At 56.5% G+C, this 22,050-nt stretch carries 17 protein-coding genes and 1 tRNA gene; 8 read left to right on the top strand and 10 right to left on the bottom strand.

The features are described 5' to 3' along the window. Positions 1-81: 81 nt before the first annotated feature. The 4 genes from ACR3ZL_RS27225 to ACR3ZL_RS27210 all read right to left on the bottom strand — a co-directional run bounded on the left by ACR3ZL_RS27225 (position 82) and on the right by ACR3ZL_RS27210 (position 3,468). Complete coding sequence (locus tag ACR3ZL_RS27225; RefSeq protein WP_473649945.1) at positions 82-636, bottom strand: DUF2760 domain-containing protein; 555 nt, start codon at positions 634-636, stop codon at positions 82-84. A gap of 210 nt (positions 637-846) precedes the next feature. Next, entirely contained in the window at positions 847-2,148 is a 1,302-nt protein-coding gene (locus tag ACR3ZL_RS27220) for an aminotransferase class I/II-fold pyridoxal phosphate-dependent enzyme (RefSeq protein ID WP_473649946.1), read from the bottom strand. A gap of 163 nt (positions 2,149-2,311) precedes the next feature. After that, a complete protein-coding gene (locus ACR3ZL_RS27215; protein WP_486173122.1) occupies positions 2,312-2,737 on the bottom strand; it encodes a DUF2752 domain-containing protein in 426 nt (141 codons plus the stop codon). Continuing rightward, a complete protein-coding gene (locus ACR3ZL_RS27210) occupies positions 2,734-3,468 on the bottom strand; it encodes a 7-carboxy-7-deazaguanine synthase QueE (RefSeq protein ID WP_473649948.1) in 735 nt (244 codons plus the stop codon). The genes ACR3ZL_RS27215 and ACR3ZL_RS27210 overlap by 4 nt, the downstream gene beginning before the upstream one ends. 120 nt (positions 3,469-3,588) lie before the next feature. On the opposite strand from ACR3ZL_RS27210, the gene queF reads away from it, so the two are divergent. Further along, entirely contained in the window at positions 3,589-3,951 is a 363-nt protein-coding gene (gene queF / locus ACR3ZL_RS27205) for a preQ(1) synthase (protein WP_473649949.1), read from the top strand. Between the two features lie 25 nt (positions 3,952-3,976). Here the strand turns inward: queF and ACR3ZL_RS27200 are convergent, their stop codons facing one another. The 3 genes from ACR3ZL_RS27200 to ACR3ZL_RS27190 are packed head-to-tail and all read right to left on the bottom strand — an operon-like array spanning position 3,977 to position 8,654. After that, complete coding sequence (locus ACR3ZL_RS27200; RefSeq protein ID WP_473653444.1) at positions 3,977-6,196, bottom strand: hypothetical protein; 2,220 nt, start codon at positions 6,194-6,196, stop codon at positions 3,977-3,979. A gap of 21 nt (positions 6,197-6,217) precedes the next feature. Beyond that, entirely contained in the window at positions 6,218-7,387 is a 1,170-nt protein-coding gene (locus ACR3ZL_RS27195; protein ID WP_473649950.1) for a PDZ domain-containing protein, read from the bottom strand. Next, positions 7,374-8,654 carry a S1C family serine protease gene (locus tag ACR3ZL_RS27190; RefSeq protein WP_473649951.1) on the bottom strand — a complete coding sequence of 427 codons (1,281 nt, stop codon included), beginning with the start codon at positions 8,652-8,654 and terminating at the stop codon, positions 7,374-7,376. The genes ACR3ZL_RS27195 and ACR3ZL_RS27190 overlap by 14 nt, the downstream gene beginning before the upstream one ends. Before the next feature lie 370 nt (positions 8,655-9,024). Here ACR3ZL_RS27190 and ACR3ZL_RS27185 point away from each other — a divergent pair, with 370 nt between their 5' ends. Further along, positions 9,025-9,984, top strand: coding sequence for an SDR family oxidoreductase (locus ACR3ZL_RS27185; protein ID WP_473649952.1), 960 nt, complete (start codon positions 9,025-9,027; stop codon positions 9,982-9,984). A gap of 118 nt (positions 9,985-10,102) precedes the next feature. After that, on the top strand, positions 10,103-12,229 hold the full coding sequence (gene uvrB, locus ACR3ZL_RS27180; protein WP_473649953.1) for an excinuclease ABC subunit UvrB: 2,127 nt from the start codon (positions 10,103-10,105) through the stop codon (positions 12,227-12,229). A 46-nt stretch (positions 12,230-12,275) separates the two neighbouring features. Here the strand turns inward: uvrB and ACR3ZL_RS27175 are convergent, their stop codons facing one another. Beyond that, positions 12,276-13,676, bottom strand: coding sequence for a tRNA modification GTPase (locus tag ACR3ZL_RS27175; protein WP_473649954.1), 1,401 nt, complete (start codon positions 13,674-13,676; stop codon positions 12,276-12,278). Between the two features lie 41 nt (positions 13,677-13,717). Here ACR3ZL_RS27175 and ACR3ZL_RS27170 point away from each other — a divergent pair, with 41 nt between their 5' ends. The 4 genes from ACR3ZL_RS27170 to ACR3ZL_RS27155 all read left to right on the top strand — a co-directional run bounded on the left by ACR3ZL_RS27170 (position 13,718) and on the right by ACR3ZL_RS27155 (position 17,737). Beyond that, entirely contained in the window at positions 13,718-14,527 is an 810-nt protein-coding gene (locus ACR3ZL_RS27170) for a ThuA domain-containing protein (RefSeq protein ID WP_473649955.1), read from the top strand. A gap of 48 nt (positions 14,528-14,575) precedes the next feature. Next, positions 14,576-14,660 (top strand) — tRNA-Leu (locus tag ACR3ZL_RS27165). A 738-nt stretch (positions 14,661-15,398) separates the two neighbouring features. Beyond that, complete coding sequence (locus ACR3ZL_RS27160) at positions 15,399-16,610, top strand: cellulase family glycosylhydrolase (RefSeq protein WP_473649956.1); 1,212 nt, start codon at positions 15,399-15,401, stop codon at positions 16,608-16,610. Positions 16,611-17,053: 443 nt separating this feature from the next. Beyond that, positions 17,054-17,737 carry a rhamnogalacturonan acetylesterase gene (locus tag ACR3ZL_RS27155; protein ID WP_486173121.1) on the top strand — a complete coding sequence of 228 codons (684 nt, stop codon included), beginning with the start codon at positions 17,054-17,056 and terminating at the stop codon, positions 17,735-17,737. Positions 17,738-17,767: 30 nt separating this feature from the next. On the opposite strand, the gene ACR3ZL_RS27150 is transcribed toward ACR3ZL_RS27155, so the two are convergent. Together ACR3ZL_RS27150 and ACR3ZL_RS27145 are read right to left on the bottom strand one after the other, a co-directional pair. Beyond that, on the bottom strand, positions 17,768-18,382 hold the full coding sequence (locus ACR3ZL_RS27150; RefSeq protein ID WP_473649958.1) for a uracil-DNA glycosylase family protein: 615 nt from the start codon (positions 18,380-18,382) through the stop codon (positions 17,768-17,770). Between the two features lie 48 nt (positions 18,383-18,430). Beyond that, positions 18,431-20,914: an excinuclease ABC subunit UvrA gene (locus tag ACR3ZL_RS27145; protein WP_486173120.1), complete on the bottom strand. Its 2,484-nt coding sequence runs from the start codon at positions 20,912-20,914 to the stop codon at positions 18,431-18,433. 468 nt (positions 20,915-21,382) lie between these two features. On the opposite strand from ACR3ZL_RS27145, the gene ACR3ZL_RS27140 reads away from it, so the two are divergent. Then, a complete protein-coding gene (locus ACR3ZL_RS27140) occupies positions 21,383-21,910 on the top strand; it encodes a hypothetical protein (protein WP_473649961.1) in 528 nt (175 codons plus the stop codon). Positions 21,911-22,050 lie beyond the last annotated feature (140 nt).

Raw genomic sequence — 22,050 nt, 5'->3', positions numbered from 1 at the left:
ATCGCTGAGCATAACGGTCAGTTGTTCAGGGCAGTCGAGGGCAATTGTTTCGCAGTGGCAACCTTTTGCATCTCGCCCGGGTTAGAGCGTTATTTGCGCCGGCGCGATCACGTTTTCGTCCGCTGCGTCACCTGACCACTTGGGAAGATCGGTTGCCGTGGCTTGCCAGCCGGCGTGGACCAGTTTGGCGTTGGCAGCCTGGTCGGATGAGCTTTCTCCGATCCAGCGATAGCGAGCGGGAGAAGCGTCGCTAGGGACCGTAATGGATTCGTTTTCAGCAGCGTCGACCAGTCGCGTGATTTTGAGCATGCGATCAAGAGATTGTCGGCACTGTTTCAAACATGGCCGGGCGGCCGCGCCGACTTGGGCGTCTTGATATTGATCCAGGTTTTCATGGATGAGATCGATCAGCCGAGCGTCGCGTTGTAGCGTTGCCAGCAGCGTGATAGCCGGGTTCTGGCCGACGGGTTTCGCTGGGGCTGGCGCCGCGGACGGCTTTTCGGCAGTCGGCTTGGTAGCCGCTTCGGTGATCGTGGGCACCGGCGATTGTCCGTCCAGAGCCAACGCCATTCGCTTGGCTGCTTGAGGGTCGAACATCGCTTTGAAGAACGCTCGGAAAGCTAGGCCGATTCTCATTGTTGTGTTTCCAGTCGTTGCGTGAAGACGAGGCGTTGCGTTAGGAGGAAGGCCAGCAAAGCGAAGCCTTTTCCGGTAGCACCAACTTAACGAAAGTGCTGGCGGTCAAACGGTGGCGTTCAATTCTGCGGCTGAACGGTCGGTTGTTCACGGCCAGTCACGTGCTTGATCTCGCGAAGAGGACGGCTGAAGCCTGAGCTTCAGCGAACTTTAGGCTTCGCTGACGGCGGGTTCGGAAGGTGGCTGGGACGAAGACAAGCATTTACCGATTTGCCGAACGGCTTGCCGCAAGCGGTGCTCGTTTTCGACCAAGGACATCCGCAAGAAGCCTTCGCCACCGGCACCGAATCCGCTTCCAGGGCTGACCGCAACGTTGCCTTCTTCAAGAAGCTTCATTGCGAAATCCATCGTGCTCATTTGGCTTCGCCAAGGTTCGGGCACTTCGGCCCAGACGAACATACCAGCCTTTGGCGGTTCGAGTTTCCAGCCCAATCGACGCAGTCCGTTGACGAGAACGTCACGGCGGCCTTGATAGATTTCAGACTGTTTCAGAACGTTTTCTTCAGTGTCTCTCAGAGCAACGATTGCGGCGATTTGGATCGCCTGGAACATGCCGTAGTCGTAGTAGCCTTTGATTGTGCCCAGCCCGCGGACCATTTCAGCGTTGCCGGCGCAGAACCCGACTCGCCAGCCAGCCATGTTGTAGCCCTTGCTCATCGTCGTGAACTCCACGCCCACGTCTTTTGCTCCGGGAGCCGACAGGAAGCTTGGAGGCACGTAGCCGTCAAACGCGACATCGGCGTAAGCGAAGTCGTGGATCACCATCAGCCCGTATTTTTTGGCTAAGCGAACGACCTCGATAAAGAAGTCGGGTTCGATGACGGCCGACGAAGGGTTGTGCGGGTAGTTGACGATCAGGATTTTAGGTGCGGGCGTCAGGTTCTCGCATGTGTAAGCCACGTTGCTGAGGAACTTATCTGGATCAGCCACATCGAGGGCGACCACGTTCCCCGATGCCAGAATGACGCCGTACATGTGGACGGGGAAATAGGGTGATGGGATGATCGCGGTATCGCCGGGGCCCATCAAAGCCAAGCACATGTGCGAGAAGCCTTCTTTGCTTCCCAGGCAGGAGATGATCTCGCTTTCATGGTCCAGTTCGACGCCGTACTTGCGAGAATACTTGTTGGCGACTTCACGGCGCAGGTTGGTGATCCCGTTGGATTTGCTGTAGCCGTGGTTGCCTACGTCAGACGCAGCGTCGTTTAGCTTTTGGATCACCGAGGGATCCGGTGGATCCGAAGGGTTGCCCATTCCGAGGTCGATCACATCGTCGCCGGCGCGTCGTTTTTGATACAGCGAGTTGTTGATCCGGCCGAACATGTAGGGCGGCAAACGGTCAACGCGAGACGCATACTTCACCTCGAAGGGAGGCTGGATAGGGTCTGTTGTGGGCGAACCGATTGCAGGTGCATCGATATTCGGATGATCAGGATCGAATTTGTCACTCATGTGTCGACGCTAAAAAACGTGGGCGAGCTGGCTAAACAGTGGTGAAATTGCTAAGCCAATTGGATTGGCCGGGGCGGCATTGTCTCACGTTAAACGGGTTTGGGTGTAGGGGGAGTGATTGGATTTCAGCCAAAAGGTTCGTAAGAAACTGTTTTCGGGCGATTTATCCCAGCAGTCGATACGCCCAATCCGCTGCTGTTATTGCACCCGCGGCGATGATTCCAATCGCGATTGCTCGAGATATTGCTGGGCCAGGTCGCTGCCCGGTCCAGGTGGATTGGATCGCTACGACGATTACGATCAGTGTCAAAATTCCAAGGGCCGCGCCTCCTGCGTTAGCCTGGATGCTGGCCAGGAGATGCCCCCGAGTCAGGTGGCTCCACGAGGTCGTCATCCCGCATGCGGGGCATCGCATCGCGAACAATACTTGCAAAGAACACGGGGGCAGGCCCAGTTGTTGGTGGGTCCCCAGTCCGCCTGGGTTAGGGGAGAGCGAGCGGGCGACGACGAGTGGGGTCGCTAGACTGATTGCCAAACCTAGGCTGAGCAAGCGAATGGTGCGCGGCCGAAGTTTTGCCGGCCATTTCATGTCCCGCGTCGGTTGCCGTACCAACGGATTTGCATCCGGTCGCAATAGACATATGACTGCTCTTCGCACCACGCGGTTAGCCAGTCACGAGCCGCGTCGAGTTGCTCGACAGTGGTACCCTGCGGCATGATCCAGACATCGTTGGCCTGCACACCTAAGGCCTGCACGACGGATTCGATCTCTTCAAATTCAGTGGGTGAGTCGACGACAAATTTGACTTGGTACGATCCCGCCCGCGCCATCAGCTTTCGCATCGTTTCGATAGGCAGTCGACGCTTTTCGTGGGTTTTGGCCCAGGCCGGGTGGTCGGCTGCGTTTGGGCCGCTGGCTCGCAGTTTGGGGCTGAGTGACAGCAGATCGCAGTCAATTTCGACATCGACGGTGCCTGCGGTTTCGATCGTGACGTGATAGCCACCCGCACGAAGGCGATCGGATAACTCCACAATTCCGGCCGCGATCAGTGGCTCACCGCCGGTCAAAACCACGTGGCGAATCGGCTCGGCTAGATCAGGGATCCTCGCCGAATGGACCTGTTGGACCAGTTCGTCGACCGTCAATCGCGATCCTTCGGGGTTCCATGATGCGTACGGTGTATCGCAAAACCAGCAACGCAAATTGCAGCCGCTGGTCCTAATGAAAAAGCTGGGCACTCCGGTCAGCTCACCTTCGCCCTGCAGGCTAGCGAATGTCTCGGCGACGCGCAGCGTGGCGTTAGAGGCGACCGAGGTCACTTTTTTCGAAGCAGACCACGATTTACCCGTAGGCTGGCTTTTCTTGACTTGCTGGCTGGGTACAACAACACCACGACTGATCAAAAAACTTTACCCTTATCCGTTTGTGATTGAATTTCAGTGACTAACAGCAACGAATCCGACTTCCGAGACATTTTAGAAGTCTTTGACAACCCGGCCCAACATCGCGATTTCACGATCGAGCACAATTGCCCCGAGTTTACTTCGGTTTGTCCGAAAACCGGCCAACCGGATTACGGCACCATCGTTTTTACTTACGTTCCCGACGAAGTGTGTGTGGAACTGAAGAGTTTGAAAATGTATTTGCAGCGGTTTCGCAACGAAGGAATTTTCTACGAGGCGATCACAAACCGGATTTTGGACGACTTCGTCGCTGTCGTAAAGCCTCGCAAATTGCGAGTCGAAAGCCGTTGGACTCCCCGTGGCGGTCTGAACAGCAACATCACCGTCGAATATCCGTAAACCGGTTGTTCGATCGGATTGCCCATCAAAACGGTTTTAGAATGGTGGGCAGTTGGCGGTAGAGGAAGCGGGGCATCACGCTTAGGTAGCGATCCGAGACCGGATCGTGGTGAATCAGTAAGTCGGCACCGGCCTGTTTCGCGGCGGTGTCAATTCGCTGGATGATCGCTTCCCGCTGCGGCCCGAGTTCGTCGCCAATCACCATTACGGGCATGCGATCGTAGGTTGCGTCGGTGCCCACCCACCAGATCCCGTCGCTGGCCACGCGGGCATTAAGTCCTAATGGATTTAGCGTTTTGCGTAGCATCGTTCCGGCGGGGTCACCGGCGAAGGGCATCACTAATTGTCCGGGCGATAAGCGACGAACGCGAGCATCTTGCCAGTTGACGATGCAGGCCGATCCGTTGAGTCGCGCGGTATGGCGAAGGAATCCGGCCAGCGTGATTGCGGTGTCGAGCTGATTGCCTGATTCGCCTCCTTCGACCAGAGGCCAATGATCGGGGAAGTCTTCTTGCGGGCGGTTAGCAGGATCGAGACACGTCGCCTGGATCATCAAATGTTCCAGCGTGATCGGGTTGAGCTTGGTAGGAAGGCCTCGTGCTTTTCGCAATCCATCGGCGACGACTGCCCGGAGACCAATTCGGTCCCGTTCTTCCCACTCGACGGATTCATTGAATGCCTTGATTATCTCTTTGGCGGTTTCCTCTTCATCGCCGAAGTCGCTTGTGCTCAAAACTTCAGACAATCGCTCCGAAAGGTCCTTCGCTTCCAGCGTCCAAAGCATCTCGTCAGGCTTTTGCTGAAGAGACACCTTCAGTTCCAGGGCAAGTGCGTCGAGTAGGTCGCCGATGGTCTTCCAGCCTGGTTTGCGATCTTCGATTTCTTGGGTGAAGGAAATGCCAGCCAAATCGAGAGTGACCCAGTCGACCTGCATCGGAACCTGAGTCAACTCGCTGCACAGCAGCAAGAAATCGGCAAGCGGGTAACCGTCGGATTGAATCGCGACACGAAATTTCAATGCGTTGGGGATGTTCACCTTCTGAGGCGGCGTGGCCAAAATCATGGGGTCGATCATCGCATCGGCAGCCTGGTCGACACGAAGGTCTTCCACGTTGGCATCGGATGGTTGCACAGGCGGCGCGTCAGGAGCATTGCCAGGAACATCGAGTAAACGAGTGAAGGCTTCCAGTTCTGGAGGTAGGCCCATCAGCGGATCGGCGACGGTGTCTTCACCGCCATCGCGTATGACTTGCTGGTCGTTTGGTTTTTCTTCTTCACTATCACGCAGTGGATCGATGGGCAGCAACCCGCTTGGGATCATCGGGGCTGGATCAGTCGCCGATGACGTCGTTTTGTCCGGTGCAGATTCTGGTTGCGTTAACTTGGGTGTCGTTGGAGAAGCGTTCGGATCGTCCGGCGTGATCGCAGGGACGGTTTCGTTATCGGTTGATTCGGTGTCCGAAGTTGCGTCGATCGATGCGAGCGATGGGGCCGGCGTCGGCGCAGGGTCTGGCGTAGTCGCCGGATCTGTCGTGGGTGGTGGTTCAGTCGTGGGTGGTGGTTCAGTCGTGGGCTGCGGATCGATCGTTTCCGCTAGCTGAGTCGGTGTCGAAGATTCAGTGCTGCCGAACAGCCACATGGCTAAGATGCCCAGAACAACGATGGCGCCCAGACTGATTGCACCGATCATCAACCGTTGTCGTGAACGGCGTGCTGGTTCAGCCAACCATTTCAATTGGTCTGCGACTTCAGCATTCGAATCGGTCGTGGACTGATCAAGAGCAGAATCGGCAGCATCCGCGATCGGTGGTTCGGTGCCCATCGACTGAACCGATCCAGACTCCTGTGACGAGGGGGATAACGGATCGCCAGCCGATGACTGCGGAAACGGTGGTGGCCCGGCGTGTGGGAATTCGGCTTGCGAGAAGTCGTCTCGCGTCATTTCCTGGCTGTCAACGTTCTCATCACCAGCCACCATCGGAGTGGAACGCGGTGGGGCAGCGGATTGGGGACTAGGCGGCGAACCGGATTGAGAATTGGGTTGCGAACCTGGTACCGAACCCGATGGCGAACTTGGGGGAGGTTTCAGGGAAGCGACCGGTTCGGTCTGGTCAGGGGCGGTCGCTGGTTCGTCGATTTGAACCATCGATCCACAACGAGGGCAGGCGACAATCGTGCCGACGATCGATTCGTCCGTGACGCGCAATCGGCCATGACAACTGACGCACTGAACGGCAAACGGCACAGCCAAGAGGGTTAACCTGAATTACTTTCCGCCGGCTTCGGCGATCATGCTGGAAACTTCCGACGCCACCAAGGAAGCTGGCAACGCGTAACTGACCACGCGTCCGGCGCGGGCGATGTTCAGACCAATGACACGGCTCTCGGTATCAAGAATCGGGCCGCCACATTGTTCTGGATTCAGTACCATATCGTGCTGGATCGCTTGCTCGAACCCCGACAGTCGAATGTTGCGAGCACCGTTGACGCGGGCGTCGTTCTCGGACTCCTGCATCACGGCGAGTTCACCCATCCGAGCGGGGATATCAACGGTGCTGCCATCACGTTCAATGGTCAACTGAACGACTTCACCGGGGAACATGCCGTTCAGCGTGCTGACGACTTGGCGGACATCGTTTTGGTTACGACCGTCAATGGCGATGATTCGATCGCCCCGTTCTAGGCCCGCTTCGTCGGCGCCACTGTCGGGAATGATGTTGCGAACACGAGCACCCGCTTGGCTGATGCGTTCGAGTTCGATGCCCAGTCGTCCTTTGTGAGAAACCTTACGGGGTGCCGCGCCAACGACACCCAAGCCGATCACACGTCCGGTTCGATCGGGGCTAATCAGAAAGCTCCCGATCAGCGGAACGTATCGATCAAACCGCACAGGTTTCAACGATTGAATTTTTGTGGCTTGATCGACCTGGGCGACAAGTAGAGCCAAGTCACTGCGTCGCCGAACGGCGGCCACACGCGCCGGGATCAGACGACCGTCGGCAAGACGGATGCGGATTGGATCGCCGGAAAGTTCGCTGCGTTTGGTGACGATGTATGCGTCTTGCAAAAGCGATGGATCAGATGAGGTCGCTGCGGGTGAACTGGGGGAGGAACGCTCGCTTGACGAGTCGCTGGATACGACGGTGCCCAACGCGACCGGACGCCCGCCACTGATGACCTCAACGACGCTGGCTTCCGATTCTTCCGCGATCGGGTTCATCAATCGCATCATTTCGTTGCTATCGCGACGATGCAGAACGCGATCCACCAATCGCTGTTTCAGCCAGTCCGGAATGGGCGAATCGTCTTGTGCCCAAACCGTTGTTTGGCAACACGTCAACAAAGCCAACGCCATCGCGAGGCACTGTGACGCTTGAAAACACTGTGGAAATTGAATTGAACGGTTGTTAATGCGGTTGTCTTTAACGAAGGTCATTGGCTCTTCCAATCTCTACAACGACTTGAACCAAGTTGCCTTGACGGCGAACCCAAACTTTAACGCGTTCGCCAGGCATGGTGTCGGACACCGCCTTCTTCAGCGATTCGAATCCCGTGATCTGAATGTCACCAAACCGTTCGACCACGTCGCCCGGTTCGATGCCAGCGTCTTCGGCCGGCGAACCTGCCGTGACTTCTTTAACGGACGCTTTTACGTCGGAACTGTTACCGCGGACGCCCAAGGCCGGCTTGAATCCCGGCAGGAATCCCCACGATTCGCCTTGGTCCATCCGGCTCCAAGAGTCGTCGTAGTGGTTGATCGGCACGTGTAAGTTGTCGGCGACATCGTTGCCAATGCGGCTGTGAACGGCGATCAAGCGACCGGAAAGATCAAACAGCGGGCCACCTGAATCGCCGCCGATCAACGCACAATCAGTGACTAGCGAACCGGGGCGTACGTCCAAAATTCGGCCCACGCGGGTCACCATTCCGCGGCCTCGGTCGTAGCCACCGGGGTGGCCGGTGGCGATGCACCACATGCCAGTTTTTAAATTCGAGCTGGAGCCGAGCGTAGCGTGCGGCCAAGGCTTGCCGCTGTTTTGGTTGGAATCAATTTTCATCAGTCCGGCGTCAACGTTGCGGTCCATGCCACGCGTGGTCGCGGTGACCGTGCGGCCGTCGGCCAGCGTGAGAACCGCGGACTTACCAGGCCGCATGGCAACGTGAGCGGCGGTCAAGACGTAGCCGGTGGGAGTGATGATCACGCCACAACCTTGCGCCGGGCCGATCTGAACGCTGACCGTGCATTCCGCAGCCCGTGCGGCAATCATTTGCTGTTGTCGCTGAAGCAGTCGCAGCGTCACCAAAGAATCTGGCACGCCGCCATGATTCAGAAGGCTCAATAACGCCGGCGGCGGTTCCACCCAGGTGTCTCCCTTGGGCACGCGGCGGACGCGGTCAACTTGCGTGGCGTCTTGTTCTTGGTCGCCGAGCGGATTTTGCTGGGTCGTATTGGATGACGAGCGCGGAAGCGTTTGAGATCCGGAAATCACCACGCCGTTGTTTCCCGAATTGGGAACCACTTGGCCCGAATTGGGAACCACTTGGTTCGGGATGACCTGGTTAGGATAAGGTTGTCCCTGGATCACTTGCCCCGGAAAGATAGTTCCCTGAGCGACAACTTCGGGGGCTGTTTTCCAAAAGGAAACGTGAGCAACGCCCAGAGCGACGGCCAGAAAAGCCACAAGCCGGGTCGATCGGTTCATGGATTGGCTGAAAAACGTCAAATCAGGTGTTCCCGCTCGCAAGAGAAGCAATTCGAAGAAGCTGTTCGATCGTGAATGTTGGGCGACAGCCACACACGCTCTCGGTCGGAGCTTGCCCACCATTGTAGCCAGTAGAGAACCACTGGCCCATTGTGCAGTCCCCCCGTTTTCGCGTTGACGGCGGTCGAGGAAGATCAATGGTTCGGTTATTCGTGTCAGCTCGGTTATTCGAGCTCACACGCTTCTTCGCATTATTGTACCGGAATTGCCTTCGATGCCAAATTCTTCACCGGGGTCTGTGATAACGGAGTCCGAAATACCAGAACCTGTGTCACCAGGGGCTGTGCCGTCCATCGCTAGCGGGTCTGGCGTGACTGCCGAACCGGACTCGCCCAGTTTGTTGGTGGTTGGGTGTGGATATCTGGGCCAGCGAGTCGCTCGTCAGGCGATTTCGGCTGGTTGGAAGGTTGCCGCGACGACCCGCAGTCCGAATTCTGGCACACGAGGGGGCAAGTTCGACGAGCTCTGTCAGGCTGGGCTCAAGCTGATTCGCTTTGACTGGAACGACTCCCGCGATTTGAGCCGGCTGCAGGAGGCGATGGCGGCGTATCAAATTGACCGGGTGCTCGTCGCCGTCAGCCATGACCGCAACGGTCCGTACGACCGATACGCGTCTCAGGTTGATGGTTTTGCCCGATTGTTGGGCGTGGTGCGGCAAGCGGGCCAATTGCATGGGACGGTTGCCCCGGATGTCGCCTATATCAGCACCACGGGGGTCTATCATCAAACCGGCGGTTTATGGGTGGACGAGGCTTCACCGACCCAACCAACGCGTGAAGGCGGGAAGGCTCACTTGCAAGCCGAAGCGAAATTGCGAGTTCATTTGCCCGATTCCCCTTGGTGCATTTTGCGGCTTTCAGGCATATACGGTCCCGGTCGCGTCCCTCGCGCGGCCGACGTGCGGGCGGGGCGTCCGATTGCCTCACCGCCGACTGGACACTTGAATCTGATCCATGTTGACGATGCTGCTGCGGCCGTGATTTCGGCTTTGTCTTGGTCAACCCAGTTTCCAACAGCGAACCGCCGGAAGCTGTACGTCGTCAGTGATGATGAGCCGGTGGTTCGTCGCGAGTTCTATCAGCAGATCGCTCGTCAGACGCGTTCGCCGCTTCCCAGCTTCATTGATCCGGCGAAGGATTCGGGCGTCCGTTTTCGCAGCGAGACCGATAAACGAATTTGGAACCGCCGTTTGAAGCGAGACCTGTTACCAAAGTTGAACTATCCCACCTATCGCGAAGGCTTGGCCCAAATTCTCGTCGCGACTTCCTGAGCCCGGCACCGCGTGACCCCCTGTGTGATCCTTGCACGGCATGATTCTCGCACAATGTGATTCTTGCCCAGTGTGATTCTTACGCGGCAAACATCGACACGAACGCTACACTACTTGCATGACCAATACCAAATCGCCTGCCGACGTTTTTGATCTGAACCAGCCGTTCGCCCCATCGGGCGATCAGCCGCACGCGATTGAACAATTGACCAAAGGGTTCCTTGCCGGCAAGACGGCGCAAACCCTGCTTGGTGCGACGGGTACGGGCAAGACGTACACGATGGCCAACGTAATCGCCAACCTGGGCCGACCCGCGTTAATCTTGAGTCATAACAAGACCTTGGCGGCGCAGTTGTACGGTGAGTTTAAAGAGTTCTTTCCAAACAACGCGGTTCATTACTTCGTTAGCTATTACGACTACTACCAACCCGAAGCCTACATCCCGCAGCGAGACGTTTACATCGAAAAGGACTCTTCGATCAATGAAGAGATTGACCGATTGCGGTTAGCAACAACCAGTTCGCTAGTGAGCCGGCGAGATGTCGTGATCGTTGCGTCGGTCAGCAGTATCTATGGTCTGGGCTCACCGGAGGACTACAAACAACTGGTGATCGATGTCCATGTTGGCGAGCAAACTCGCCGCGATCATTTGCTGCTCAAGTTGGTTGACGTGCAGTACGACCGAAACGACTTTTCATTCGAACGTGGCAAGTTTCGTGTACGCGGTGACTCGATCGAAATCTGGCCAACGTACGAAGAGTTCGCCTATCGCATCGAAATGTGGGGTGATGAAATCGAGAGGATCTCGCTGATCAAGCCGGTCAGTGGCGAGACCATCAAAACGGTCCAGGATCTATACATCTATCCGGCAAAGCACTTCGTGATGCCCGAAGATCGTATCCAGCGAGCATTGAAGATGCTGCGGCAAGAGCTTGCCGATCAACTGGAGGTTTTTCAAAGTCGCGGCAAGTTGCTGGAAGCACAGCGGTTGTCGGCACGCACCAAGTTCGATCTCGAGATGCTTGCTGAGGTAGGGCATTGCCCCGGCATTGAAAACTATTCGCGACCGTTGTCGGGAAAACCGCCTGGTGCGACGCCTGACACGCTGTACGAGTTTTTCCCGAAGGACATGGTCACGTTTGTTGACGAGTCGCACGTCACCGTGCCTCAGGTTCGCGCCATGTATGCGGGCGACCGCAGTCGCAAGATGACTTTGGTCGAACACGGTTTTCGCTTGCCTAGTGCGTTGGATAACCGGCCGCTGAAGTTTGAAGAATGGGTGGAGCGAACCGGGCAAATTTGCTTCGTCAGTGCCACGCCGAGTGATTACGAATTGGAACGAACCGGTGGTGAAGTCACCGAGCAAATCATTCGTCCCACCGGGTTGCTCGATCCGATCGTCGAGGTTGTGTCGGCGCGAGGGCAGGTCAATCACCTGCTTGGCGAAATTCGCTTGCGTGCTGAACGGAACGAGCGTGTCTTGGTGACGGCGTTGACCAAGCGGCTTGCCGAAGATTTGGCGAACTACTTCCAAGAACAGGCCGTGCGTTGCCGCTGGTTGCACAGCGAACTGAATGCATTCGAACGTGTCGATTTGTTGCAAGAATTGCGGACCGGGCAGTTCGATTGTTTGATCGGCGTTAACCTGTTGCGAGAAGGCTTGGACCTTCCCGAGGTATCGTTGGTCGCCATCCTCGATGCAGACAAAGAAGGCTTCCTGCGTAGTGAAACGAGTTTGATCCAAACGATCGGTCGTGCAGCTCGGAACGCGAATTCGCGAGTCTTTCTATATGCCGATCGAATCACTGACTCGATGCAGATGGCGATGGACGAGACCGAACGCCGCCGTGCGATTCAGATCGCGTACAACAAAGAACACGGCATTGTCCCCAAGACAATCTTCAAGAAACTGCGTGCCGGAATCGAGTCCGACGCGGCCAAGCATCGCGAGGCGGAGCGCAAGGCAAACGAAGAGAGTGCGATCACGTACATCACGCTAGAATACGTCGAAGCGTTAGAACGTGAAATGCTGTCCGCAGCCGAAGACTTGGAATTCGAACGGGCTGCGAAACTTCGTGACCGGGTGACGCAGTTGAAGGAGCATATCGGCAAACCGCTCTCGGATATTGAAATTTCCGATTCCAAAGCGACCTCGGGCGGACAAGGCCGTGGACGCCGTGGTGGTAAGAAAGCTAAGGGTCTGAACCCAAATCGAACCAAGATTCCTCGGCCCAACCGTGGGTAATGGTGAGGCCCTTTTTAATAGCTGAACGGCGGTTGCCTCGCGTTCTTTATTTTCCGATGCAAAAGCGGCTGAAGACCCGATCCAAAATGTCGTCGGTGTAGACCTCACCGGTGACTTCGCCGAGTTGTTCGACGGCCAGTCGCATTTCAGCGGCCACGATCTCGTGACCGATTTGGTTTTCGGTCGCGTCGATCGCGGTCGCCAAGTGGTCGATCGATTGTCGTAAGGAATCGCGACATCGGGCGGCCGTGCCCATCACGCCACCTGTTTCATTGCTGTCGTGTTGTTGAGCGATGGTAAAAAGCATGTTCCATAGCTCATCGATCCCTTCGCCCGAAACCGAACTAACGGTGAGGCTGGGCGTGGAGCCTGTCCACATCGGCGGTGAATCCAAAAGATCGGCCTTCGTCAGCACGACTCGGTCCGTTGCGGTCCGTTTGCGGCCATCCGAGAGTGACGGGATAGTCGGTTGGTCGGATGTCGCGGACGAGTCGCTCGCGTCGATGCACCATAAACAAACATCGGCAAGTTGAACGGCACGGTTAGCCTGTGACTGCGCCTGGGACATGACTTGCCAGTCCGGCTCGTCTTGGCCGCGGTGTTCTAAGCCAGCGGTGTCGGTCAGTGTGAAGGCGTGATCTTCGTACTCCACTTCCACGGTGATCAGGTCGCGCGTTGTGCCTGCCTCGTCGGCCACGATAGCCGCGTCAATTTCAGAGAGCCGATTTAAAAGACAGCTTTTTCCCGCGTTGGGTAGTCCTCGCAGGACGACGTTCAAAGTGGCGTGCTGTGCGTTGCGTTCACGTAATTGGTCGGCGGCTTGGCCGAGCTCGAGTCGGAGCTCAGTTAAGCGTTCGATCAATGCACTGTCTTCGATGAATTCAATGTCTTCGTCAACGAAATCAAGCCCGGCTTCGACATCGGCAAGCATATTCAGCAGCGAGTCCCGAGCGTGTTGCAGTGGACGAGAAAGATTCCCGGCCAGTTGTGACAACGCACGCTCCAGCGTGCTCGCGTCCTCGGCATCGATTACGCCCAACACCGCCTCGGCTTGGGTTAGATCCAAGCGTCCAGCCAAGAACGCCCGCATCGTGAATTCGCCTGGACGAGCGGGACGTGCTCCCGCTTCGATCATGTTGGCGACGACCGCATCCAGAATGGGTAGCGAGCCGATTAGGTGTAATTCGGCTGACGGTTGCCCGGTGTAACTCCGCTTGGTTGGCCACACCAGAACACTAACGTCGACCTCGCCGAGAGATTGCCCTAAGTCCAGTGTGGTCTCGATTCGCCGTGTCGTCTGGGGCCCGCCGTTTGTTTCGATCAGTCCCCGGCTCTCGAGAATCTGCATCACTTGGTCGCCCGACATCCGCACAATTCCGCGTTGCGCCGGCGCTAGCGGAGACGCAATCGCTACGATGGTGTCGTCGGCAGTAATGATGTCGGACAAAGTGGTGCTTTCTATCGAGCCGTTAAAGAGAACGTAGGGTCATGAAGTTGAATCGTGATGGGGTAATATTTGTTGTTGTCAGTATGCTGGGCGTGTTCAGTAGCGTGAAAGTTTGCGACGCCGTGGAGCCTTTGGAGCGTCCTGTTTTGGCAATGCTAATCGGCGAAGTGGAGTACGAAACCGCGGTGACACTGCCGCGGTTTGCGGCCCAGCACCTCGGTGATGATTACCGCGTCATCACAATCCTTGAAGACCCCGAACGTGAAAACCATTTTCCAGGGATCGCACAGATTGACGATGCTGATGTTTTGTTGGTCAGCACCCGCCGGAAAACGCTACCCACCGATCAGCTCGATCATGTCCGTCAGTTCGTTCGAGAGGGAAAGCCAGTCGTGGGCATTCGCACGGCCAGTCATGCCTTTTGTCTGCGGAAAAAATCTCCACCAGCCGGTCTCGATGCCTGGCCTGAATTCGATGCCGCGGTTCTAGGTGGCCACTATACCAACCATCACTCCAATGAGTTGAGCTCGATTGTCCAGGCGAATCCCAAAGCAATCGGACATCCCATCTTGAGTGGTCCCGTTTTGAATGATTCAGGCGTCAACGGATCAACCGGAATCACGTTTCCGCAGGGTGGCTCGCTATACAAAACGTCGCCTTTGGCCGCCGGAACCGAACTGTTGTTGATGGGAGTCGCCAGCGGGGTCGATCCTGAGCCGGTCGCTTGGACTTTTTGCCGATCTGACGGTGGAGTCACGTTTTACACCTCGCTGGGGCATCCACGGGACTTCGCGAACACGAAATTCGTCACATTGCTGCGCCAAGGGATTGCTTGGGCAGCAAGCCAATGATGCGGCTTGCCGAAGGTCCCTGCAGCGGATATCTTCACCCGTCCACATGCGGATGTGGCGGAATTGGCAGACGCGCTAGACTCAGGATCTAGTGTCCGATAAGGACGTGGAGGTTCGAATCCTCTCATCCGTACTATGTTTTCCCGGTGATTTAGCGGGGAAACGACGCTCAAACAAAACGCCGACGGCTCACCGCTGCTGGCGTTTTTTCGTTCCTGGGCCACAAATGATGCTGATCGCCGGCAAAAGGTAGGGCGAACCAGTTCCGTTTGGTGATTCTTGTAGCTAGAGCGACGGGGAAGACTGACACTTCGGCGGAAGCAGCGACTTCATCGGCTCGTTTTCGCGGTGTCGGGTGGTCCAGTGGTTTGAGTGCGACTTTCAAGCTCAACGACCACCGCCGGTGTATGGCTGTCCCTTCTTATACCTTTCGCCGATCACACATCTGCGAATGAATTGGAAGTGTTGCCGTTGATACATTCCGAACGAGTAACCCCGCCCGACGAAGTTGGGAGAGGGCGAGCAGAGCCGTTCAGGCAAATGGGAGTGAGGGGGGGACAAGCACGGCAAACCCGCTCAAGAAGAAGCGATCCCATTTGCAAGTTCTAAGATCGTGCTCCACTCAATTCATTATCCCTGAATCCACCCGTCAAGGTTCGCCATCTAAAAAGTCCTTCAAACACCTTGTTGCGGAGTCGCCTGTTCGAGCCATCCCAAGCAATTGTGTAGCGTTAGATGGCTCCAGCAGAAACTAAAAACGAGGTAGAAAGATGAGGCAGGAAAACAGGCTCTTACTGGGGGCGTGGCACCGATCACCGCGTGTAAAGCGTATCGCAACGAGGCCAGTCAACATCGTAGGAAAGTGTTTCCAATGGATTTGAATCTCCGCACAACCACTTTACGATTCCGCATGATTGCGGCGGTCGTGTTGCCAGTTCTATCGCTAGTCGCGATGACCAACGCTCGCGTGGCCACGGCGGCGGATGAATCATCCATGCTGCGCGTGCGGATTGCCGACGATGGTCGACACTTTGTATTCGCCGACTCAGGCAAGACGTTTACGCCTTGGGGGGTTAATTACCTCGGCAAGTTTGGTGAATTGGTTGAGGAGTCGTGGGGCGAGGATTGGCAGCGCGTCGAGCGTGATTTTCGTGAGATGCAGAAACTGGGGGCGAACGTCGTACGCGTCCACCTGCAGTTCGGCACCTACATGACAGGGCCGGACCAGTTTGATCAAGCCGAGCTCGATCGATTGAAGAAGATGCTCGATCTGGCCCAGGAAGTCGGTCTGTACCTGGATATCACCGGCCTAAGTTGTTATCGACTCAATCAGATCCCGCAGTGGTACGACGCCATGGACGAAGGCCAGCGATGGGATACCCAGGCGAGATGGTGGAAGAGAATCTCGCAAGTCTGCGCCGGCCATCCCGCTGTCTTTTGCTACGACTTGATGAATGAACCCATCGTCGGTGGAACACCCAAGCCAGGCGAGCCGAAATGGGTTGGTGGCGAACTGGGCGGCTTCTACTTTGTCCAGCGACTCTCACATCAGCCGCGCGGTCGGTCGAGTCACGAGATCGCCGCAGCCTGGGTTAAAAAATTGACCACAGCGATCCGTAGCGAAGATTCTCAGACACCCATCACGGTCGGTGTGATCCCGTGGGCGCCGGTGTGGCCCAATGCCAAGCCACTGTTCTACTCACCCGACATCGCCAAACACTTTGACTTTGTCAGCATTCATGCCTACCCCGGTGCAGACAAGGTGGAAGCCGCGATCGCCGCACTAGCTATATACGACATCGGCAAACCAATGCTGGTTGAAGAGACGTTCCCACTGACCTACACGCTCCAAGAGATGGACGAATTCATTGAGGGCGGGAAGGACCGTGTGGACGGTTGGATCAGCCACTATTTCGGCTACACGATCCAACAGCATGCCGATGGTGCCCAGCCGACCGCCTCGACGCCGGACACACCCTTCAAGCCAGCCGTCGCCGAATTCCTCCAATACTGGAGTGACAAAGGAAGGGCGATCCAATCCAATCAACAGCCCGCTACCGAAAAGAGCCCCAGTCCAAAATGACGGCCATCGATAGGTGTGATTGGCCCTACGACGAGTACCGAAAAGCGGAAGGAAATCTGTTCGGTGCCATCCAATGAGTGGCACGAATCGAATCACTCGCCTGATTCGACAGTGCGTTAGAATTCTTCTCCAGCTTGTCATCCTCCGTCATCGATTCGTCTCTCTATTCTCGCCAAGGCACTTTTATCCAAGACGATCGATCACGAGATCGCTAGTCTGCCTGAGCTGCGTATCGACGACACTCGTGTTTACACCGATGTGAACCAGTGCAAAAACGGGACGACCGAAATGTTGTTCAGGGTATTGGAACAACTCGACATCCAGATCGCTGAGGCGTTGGCGGATCACCGCCGATAAGTTGTGTATGATTTCGCTGGTTCAACACCCGTTAAAGTGTTTCCTGTCGAATTCCGTCGCCCCCTCTGCCATGGCCGAGCTGTCCGATGTTCCAAAAACTCACCCTACTGATCTGCTCCTTGCCCTTCGTTTGCGTTCTGCCGACGACATCGATGGCCAGCGACGCGTTGACGATTGGCCTGATCGGCGACTCCACTGTCGCGGACACGTACGGCTGGGGGCCCGCAATTGAAAAGCGTTTCAATTCCGATACCACGGTTCTCAATTTCGCCAAGAACGGAGCCACCTTAGACTCACTTTCCAATCGGCTGGACGAACTGCTGAAGCTGGCCCCGGATTATGTGTTCATCCAATTTGGGCACAACGATCAAAAACGCTATGGCACAACCGAATACCAGCAAAAGCTGACATCGTACATTCAGCGTATTCGCAAGGCGGGATCCAAGGCCGTCGTCTTCAGTTCGGTGACTCGCCGCCATTTCGGGAAGGACGGTAAAATATTACCTCGCGAATCGGGCTTGAAAGCTAGCTTAGTGGTGTTCGCTAGTGCCGCCCAAGCGGTCGCGAAAGAACAAAACGTCGCGTTCATCAATCTGTATCAGATCAGTGTTGAGCACCACAATGCGATCGGCCCCCAAGCTAGCGCGGCCTACAATTTCGACGAAAACGACCGAACTCATTTCAGCCCCAGTGGTGCCGATGCGATTGCCAACCTGATTGCTGAACAATTGAAATCAGTCGACGCTTCGATCGCCAAGCACCTAATCTGATAAACGCGTGGCCCAACTCAGTGATTTTGCCTACGGCTCAACCGTGATCAGGTCAACTGTTGCTTGTCGCAGTGTGGGCAGCAGGTCGCTTGCGAACCAGGGATTGCGTTTCAACCATCCGTTGTTTCTCGGACTGGGATGTGGGAGCGGCAGAATCGCGGGCGCGTAGGTTCGCCAGTTCTTGACGTTGGTGGTCAGTGGGTTGCTTCGCTCGTCAGGCAAGTATTGCGATTGTGCGTAGCTGCCGATCAACAACGTCAGCTCAATCGACGTGAGCTGTTCCAAAAGCGGTTGATGCCACAGTCGGGCGCATTCTTTTCGGGGCGGTAAGTCGCCAGAGGCTCCGCTACCTGGATAACAAAACCCCATTGGCATGATGGCGACGCGCTTCGGATCATAAAACGAGTCACGACCGATGCCCATCCAGTCTCGCAGACGATCACCGCTGGCATCGCCCCAGGGGATCCCTGATTGATGGACACGACGACCGGGAGCTTGCCCGATGATCAGGATTCTCGCACCCGATGCGGCCTGCACGACTGGCCTGGGTCCCGCCGGAAGATGTGCTTCACATTCTCGGCACTGGCGAATTTGCTTCAGCAACACGGGAAGTTCCATCGATGGGGGTCCGCTCAGTCTGTTCATGCGATCTCCTGCCGTGGCTTGCTTATCTCGGGTGCGACGAAAATCGACTTAGGTCAACAAGAACGGAGCGGTTCGGCTGCGTTTGGACTTGACGACTTTGGCAGGTGGCCCTTGGACGACGATTCGTCCGCCTTCATCGCCCGCGCCGGGTCCAATGTCGATGATCCAGTCGCTGCTACTGGCGACCTGCATGTCGTGTTCCACCATGATGACGGTGTTGCCGGCCTCGACGAGTCCATTCAATTGCGACATCAACATCGACACGTCCGCGGGGTGCAGACCCGTGGTGGGTTCATCCAGGACATACAGCGTGTCACCTCGCTGCGCACGCTGAAGCTCGGTTGCCAATTTGATTCGCTGGGCTTCGCCACCGGACAACTCGGTCGCCGGCTGACCAAGTCGCAGGTAGCCGAGTCCCACTTGCAGCAACGCATCCAACGCACGCTGAACCGGAAGTTCTGCGGCGAAAAATGCGTGTGCGGATTCGACGGTCAAGTCGAGTACTTCGGCGATGTTCTTGTCTCGGTAGGTGATTTCGAGCGTCTTGTCGTTGTAACGCTGACCGCGACAGACCGGACACGGCGTGTAGACGCTGGGCAGAAACAGCAACTCGACGCTGACAAAGCCCGCGCCCTCGCAGTTGGGGCAGCGTCCTTTGGCAACATTAAACGAAAACCGACCGGCATCGTAACGGCGTGTCTTCGCTTTACGAGTCGACGCGAACAGCTTACGAACGTGGTCGAACAGCCCGGTGTAGGTGGCCAGGTTCGATCGCGGTGTGCGACCGATTGGCTTCTGGTCAACGGTTACCAATCGCCGCACCTGATTCATGCCGGCAACGATCCGCCCTCCCGTCGACGTCTCGAGCTCTCGTTCCAGCAGATCGGCTTCGCCACTCGGGGCATCCACCTCCTTCTTCTGGCCCCGTGACTCGCCGACGAGTTCGACTAGGGCCTGACTGACCAGACTTGATTTACCCGAACCCGAAACGCCGGTCACGGTCGTCATGACGCCGAGCGGAAACTCGGCGTCGAGACCTCGAAGATTGTTTCGTTCGATTTGCTGCAACTTCAGCCAACCCGTCGGCTGTCGCGGCGTGTGTTCGGCTGCGGGATTGTTCGAGAACAGATATCTCGCCGTTTGTGATTTCTTGACGTGACGCAAACCGTCCAGTGGCCCGCTGTAAACCACTTCGCCGCCATGGGTTCCCGCGTCCGGCCCGATGTCCACGATCCAGTCGGCATGTCGGATCACACTGACATCGTGCTCGACGACAAATAACGAGTTGCCGGATTGTTTCAATTCATCCAACGCACCTAGTAGTGCTTGGGTGTCGGCAGGATGCAGGCCCGCCGAGGGTTCGTCGAGGACGTAGACGACGCCGAACAGCTGAGAGCGAATCTGCGTGGCCAATCTCAACCGCTGCAGTTCGCCCGGTGACAAAGTCGGCGTGCTGCGTTCGAGTGACAGGTACCCCAAACCAAGCGTCGTTAATGCTTCGACTCGGGCCAGAATGTCGCTGGCGATTCGCTGAGCAACGATCGCTTTTTCGCGATGCCGATCACTCGCGACCGGTTTCGCATGGGCAGCTTCCCGTAGTCGCCCTGCAAGTTCGGTCAACGTCAACTGTGCCAACTCGCCAATGTCCAGTCCCGCAAACTTGACAGATAGCGATTCACGTTTCAGCTTTTTCCCATCACAGTCCGGGCACTGCGAAATCTGCATGAACTGGGACACCCGTTTCTTGGTACGGTGACTTTGCGTCGTCGTGAAGGAGTGCAGCACGTAGCGCCGGGCGCTCGCGAACGTCCCCATGTACCTGGGCGATGCATCCTGTTCCTTCGCCTGACTCTCTTTCGCCAGCCCCGCTTCGTTCAGCCCCGACCTTGTATAAACCGGGACAACGGGTGTCTCATCGGTAAACAGAATCCAGTCGCGAGTCTTCTTGGGCAGCTTCTTCCACGGCTTGTCGATGTCGTGTCCGAGTGAAACAAGAATGTCGCGAAGGTTCTGGCCTTGCCACGCTGGCGGCCAGGCCGCGACGGCTCCTTCTCGAATTGTTTTGGTGCCATCGGGCACCAGCAACTTTTCAGTCACTTCGAATACGCGACCGATACCGTGGCATCGCGGGCAGGCTCCCTCGGGAGTGTTTGGCGAAAACGAATCCGCATACAACAATTTCTGGCCACGCGGATACTGCCCGGCACGCGAATACAGCATACGAAGGCCGTTGGAAATCGTGGTGACGCTGCCCACCGATGACCGCGCCGACGGCGTTCCCCGCTGCTGTTGAAGTGCGACGGCGGGCGGCAGTCCATCAATCGCATCGACGTCCGGCTCGCCCACCTGGTCAATCAATCGCCGCGCGTAGGGCGACACCGAATCGAGATAGCGACGCTGCGATTCGGCAAACAGTGTCCCGAAGGCCAACGAAGATTTTCCGGATCCAGAGATACCTGTAAATACGACCAACGCGTTGCGAGGCAGATCGACGTCGATGTTCTTTAAATTGTGGACGCGTGCTCCCCGCACTTGAATGCAGTGGTCGGGGTCGCACAGAACGTTCTTCGATTTTTTAGGAGCGATGATTGAGACTTTTCTTGAGTGGGTTGGTCGCGATCACATGATCGCCACCTTGGTTCCGCGGCAATCTTCTTGGCGCAGCCGGGACAGCAAATGTAAATCGCCTTGCTATGGTGCATAGAGTGCTTTAGGTGTCATGCATCTGCTGTCGCGGTTGATGACGCAAAGATTGGTCCAGAGATTCTCTTGGGATGGAGGATGGCAGTGACTTGGACTTCGCGGCAGGTATCACTTCGAGTCGAGGTCCAAGTTCGGGGGATGAAAACAGTCCTCGGCCCTAAAATAACGTCGCTTAGAAGGCCAGCAATTGCGATCCAGTTCGAAAAACTGGGTGTCGCTGCTGAAGATGCATTATCGTAGTGATTGTTGAACCCGCCCGCCGGATCGTTGCTTAACCTACAGTCGAGATCCATTTCGATGCGAAATCCAATAGGTCCAGGATCGTTGATGATTTTCGCGGTTTTGTTAAGCCTGATCGGGTGCAGCAATCAAGTCAGCCAACGAGAAACGGGATCCGACGCGCCCGCCCAAACCGATCGACCTCGTTTGCGTTGGACCCCGCATACCGTTGGCATGGTCGACGCAACTGTGGCCCAATATGAGATTGCCATCGTCAACTTTGGATCGGAAGACGGTCCAGGCAAACCGAATCAGGGATACGCTCGCAACGAAGCGCTCCTCCAGCAGCCTGACCTGCAAGAATTCTTTCGTGATCACCACGTCCAGTTATTCCATGGCCAGGAAAGCTACCTGACTCCGCCAAGAGGTCTTAGCGTGGACGACTACAACGCGGGTGACGACAAGGCCACGATCGCTTTGTACTCGGCACGAACCCCGTACAAGCCAACCATCCTTTCGCCCACAACCAAAGACGAGATCATCCAAGCTGTTGAAGGTCTGCAAGAATGGCTTGATTACAACCGACCGAAGACCGCAGCCGAATGATGTCGCCGGATGGCGTTGAAAGGACCCGGTTGGTCGGCGGGAACACCAGGAATGCATTGTTGCACGACTTCCGAACCAAGGTGCCCCCCAAAAAAGAACGCCTCACTGGTACCGACCAGCATGCATCGTCGCTTAATCAA

Source organism: Rhodopirellula sp. J20-39 (assembly GCF_057365095.1).
This window is presented reverse-complemented; position numbering and strand designations above follow the sequence as displayed.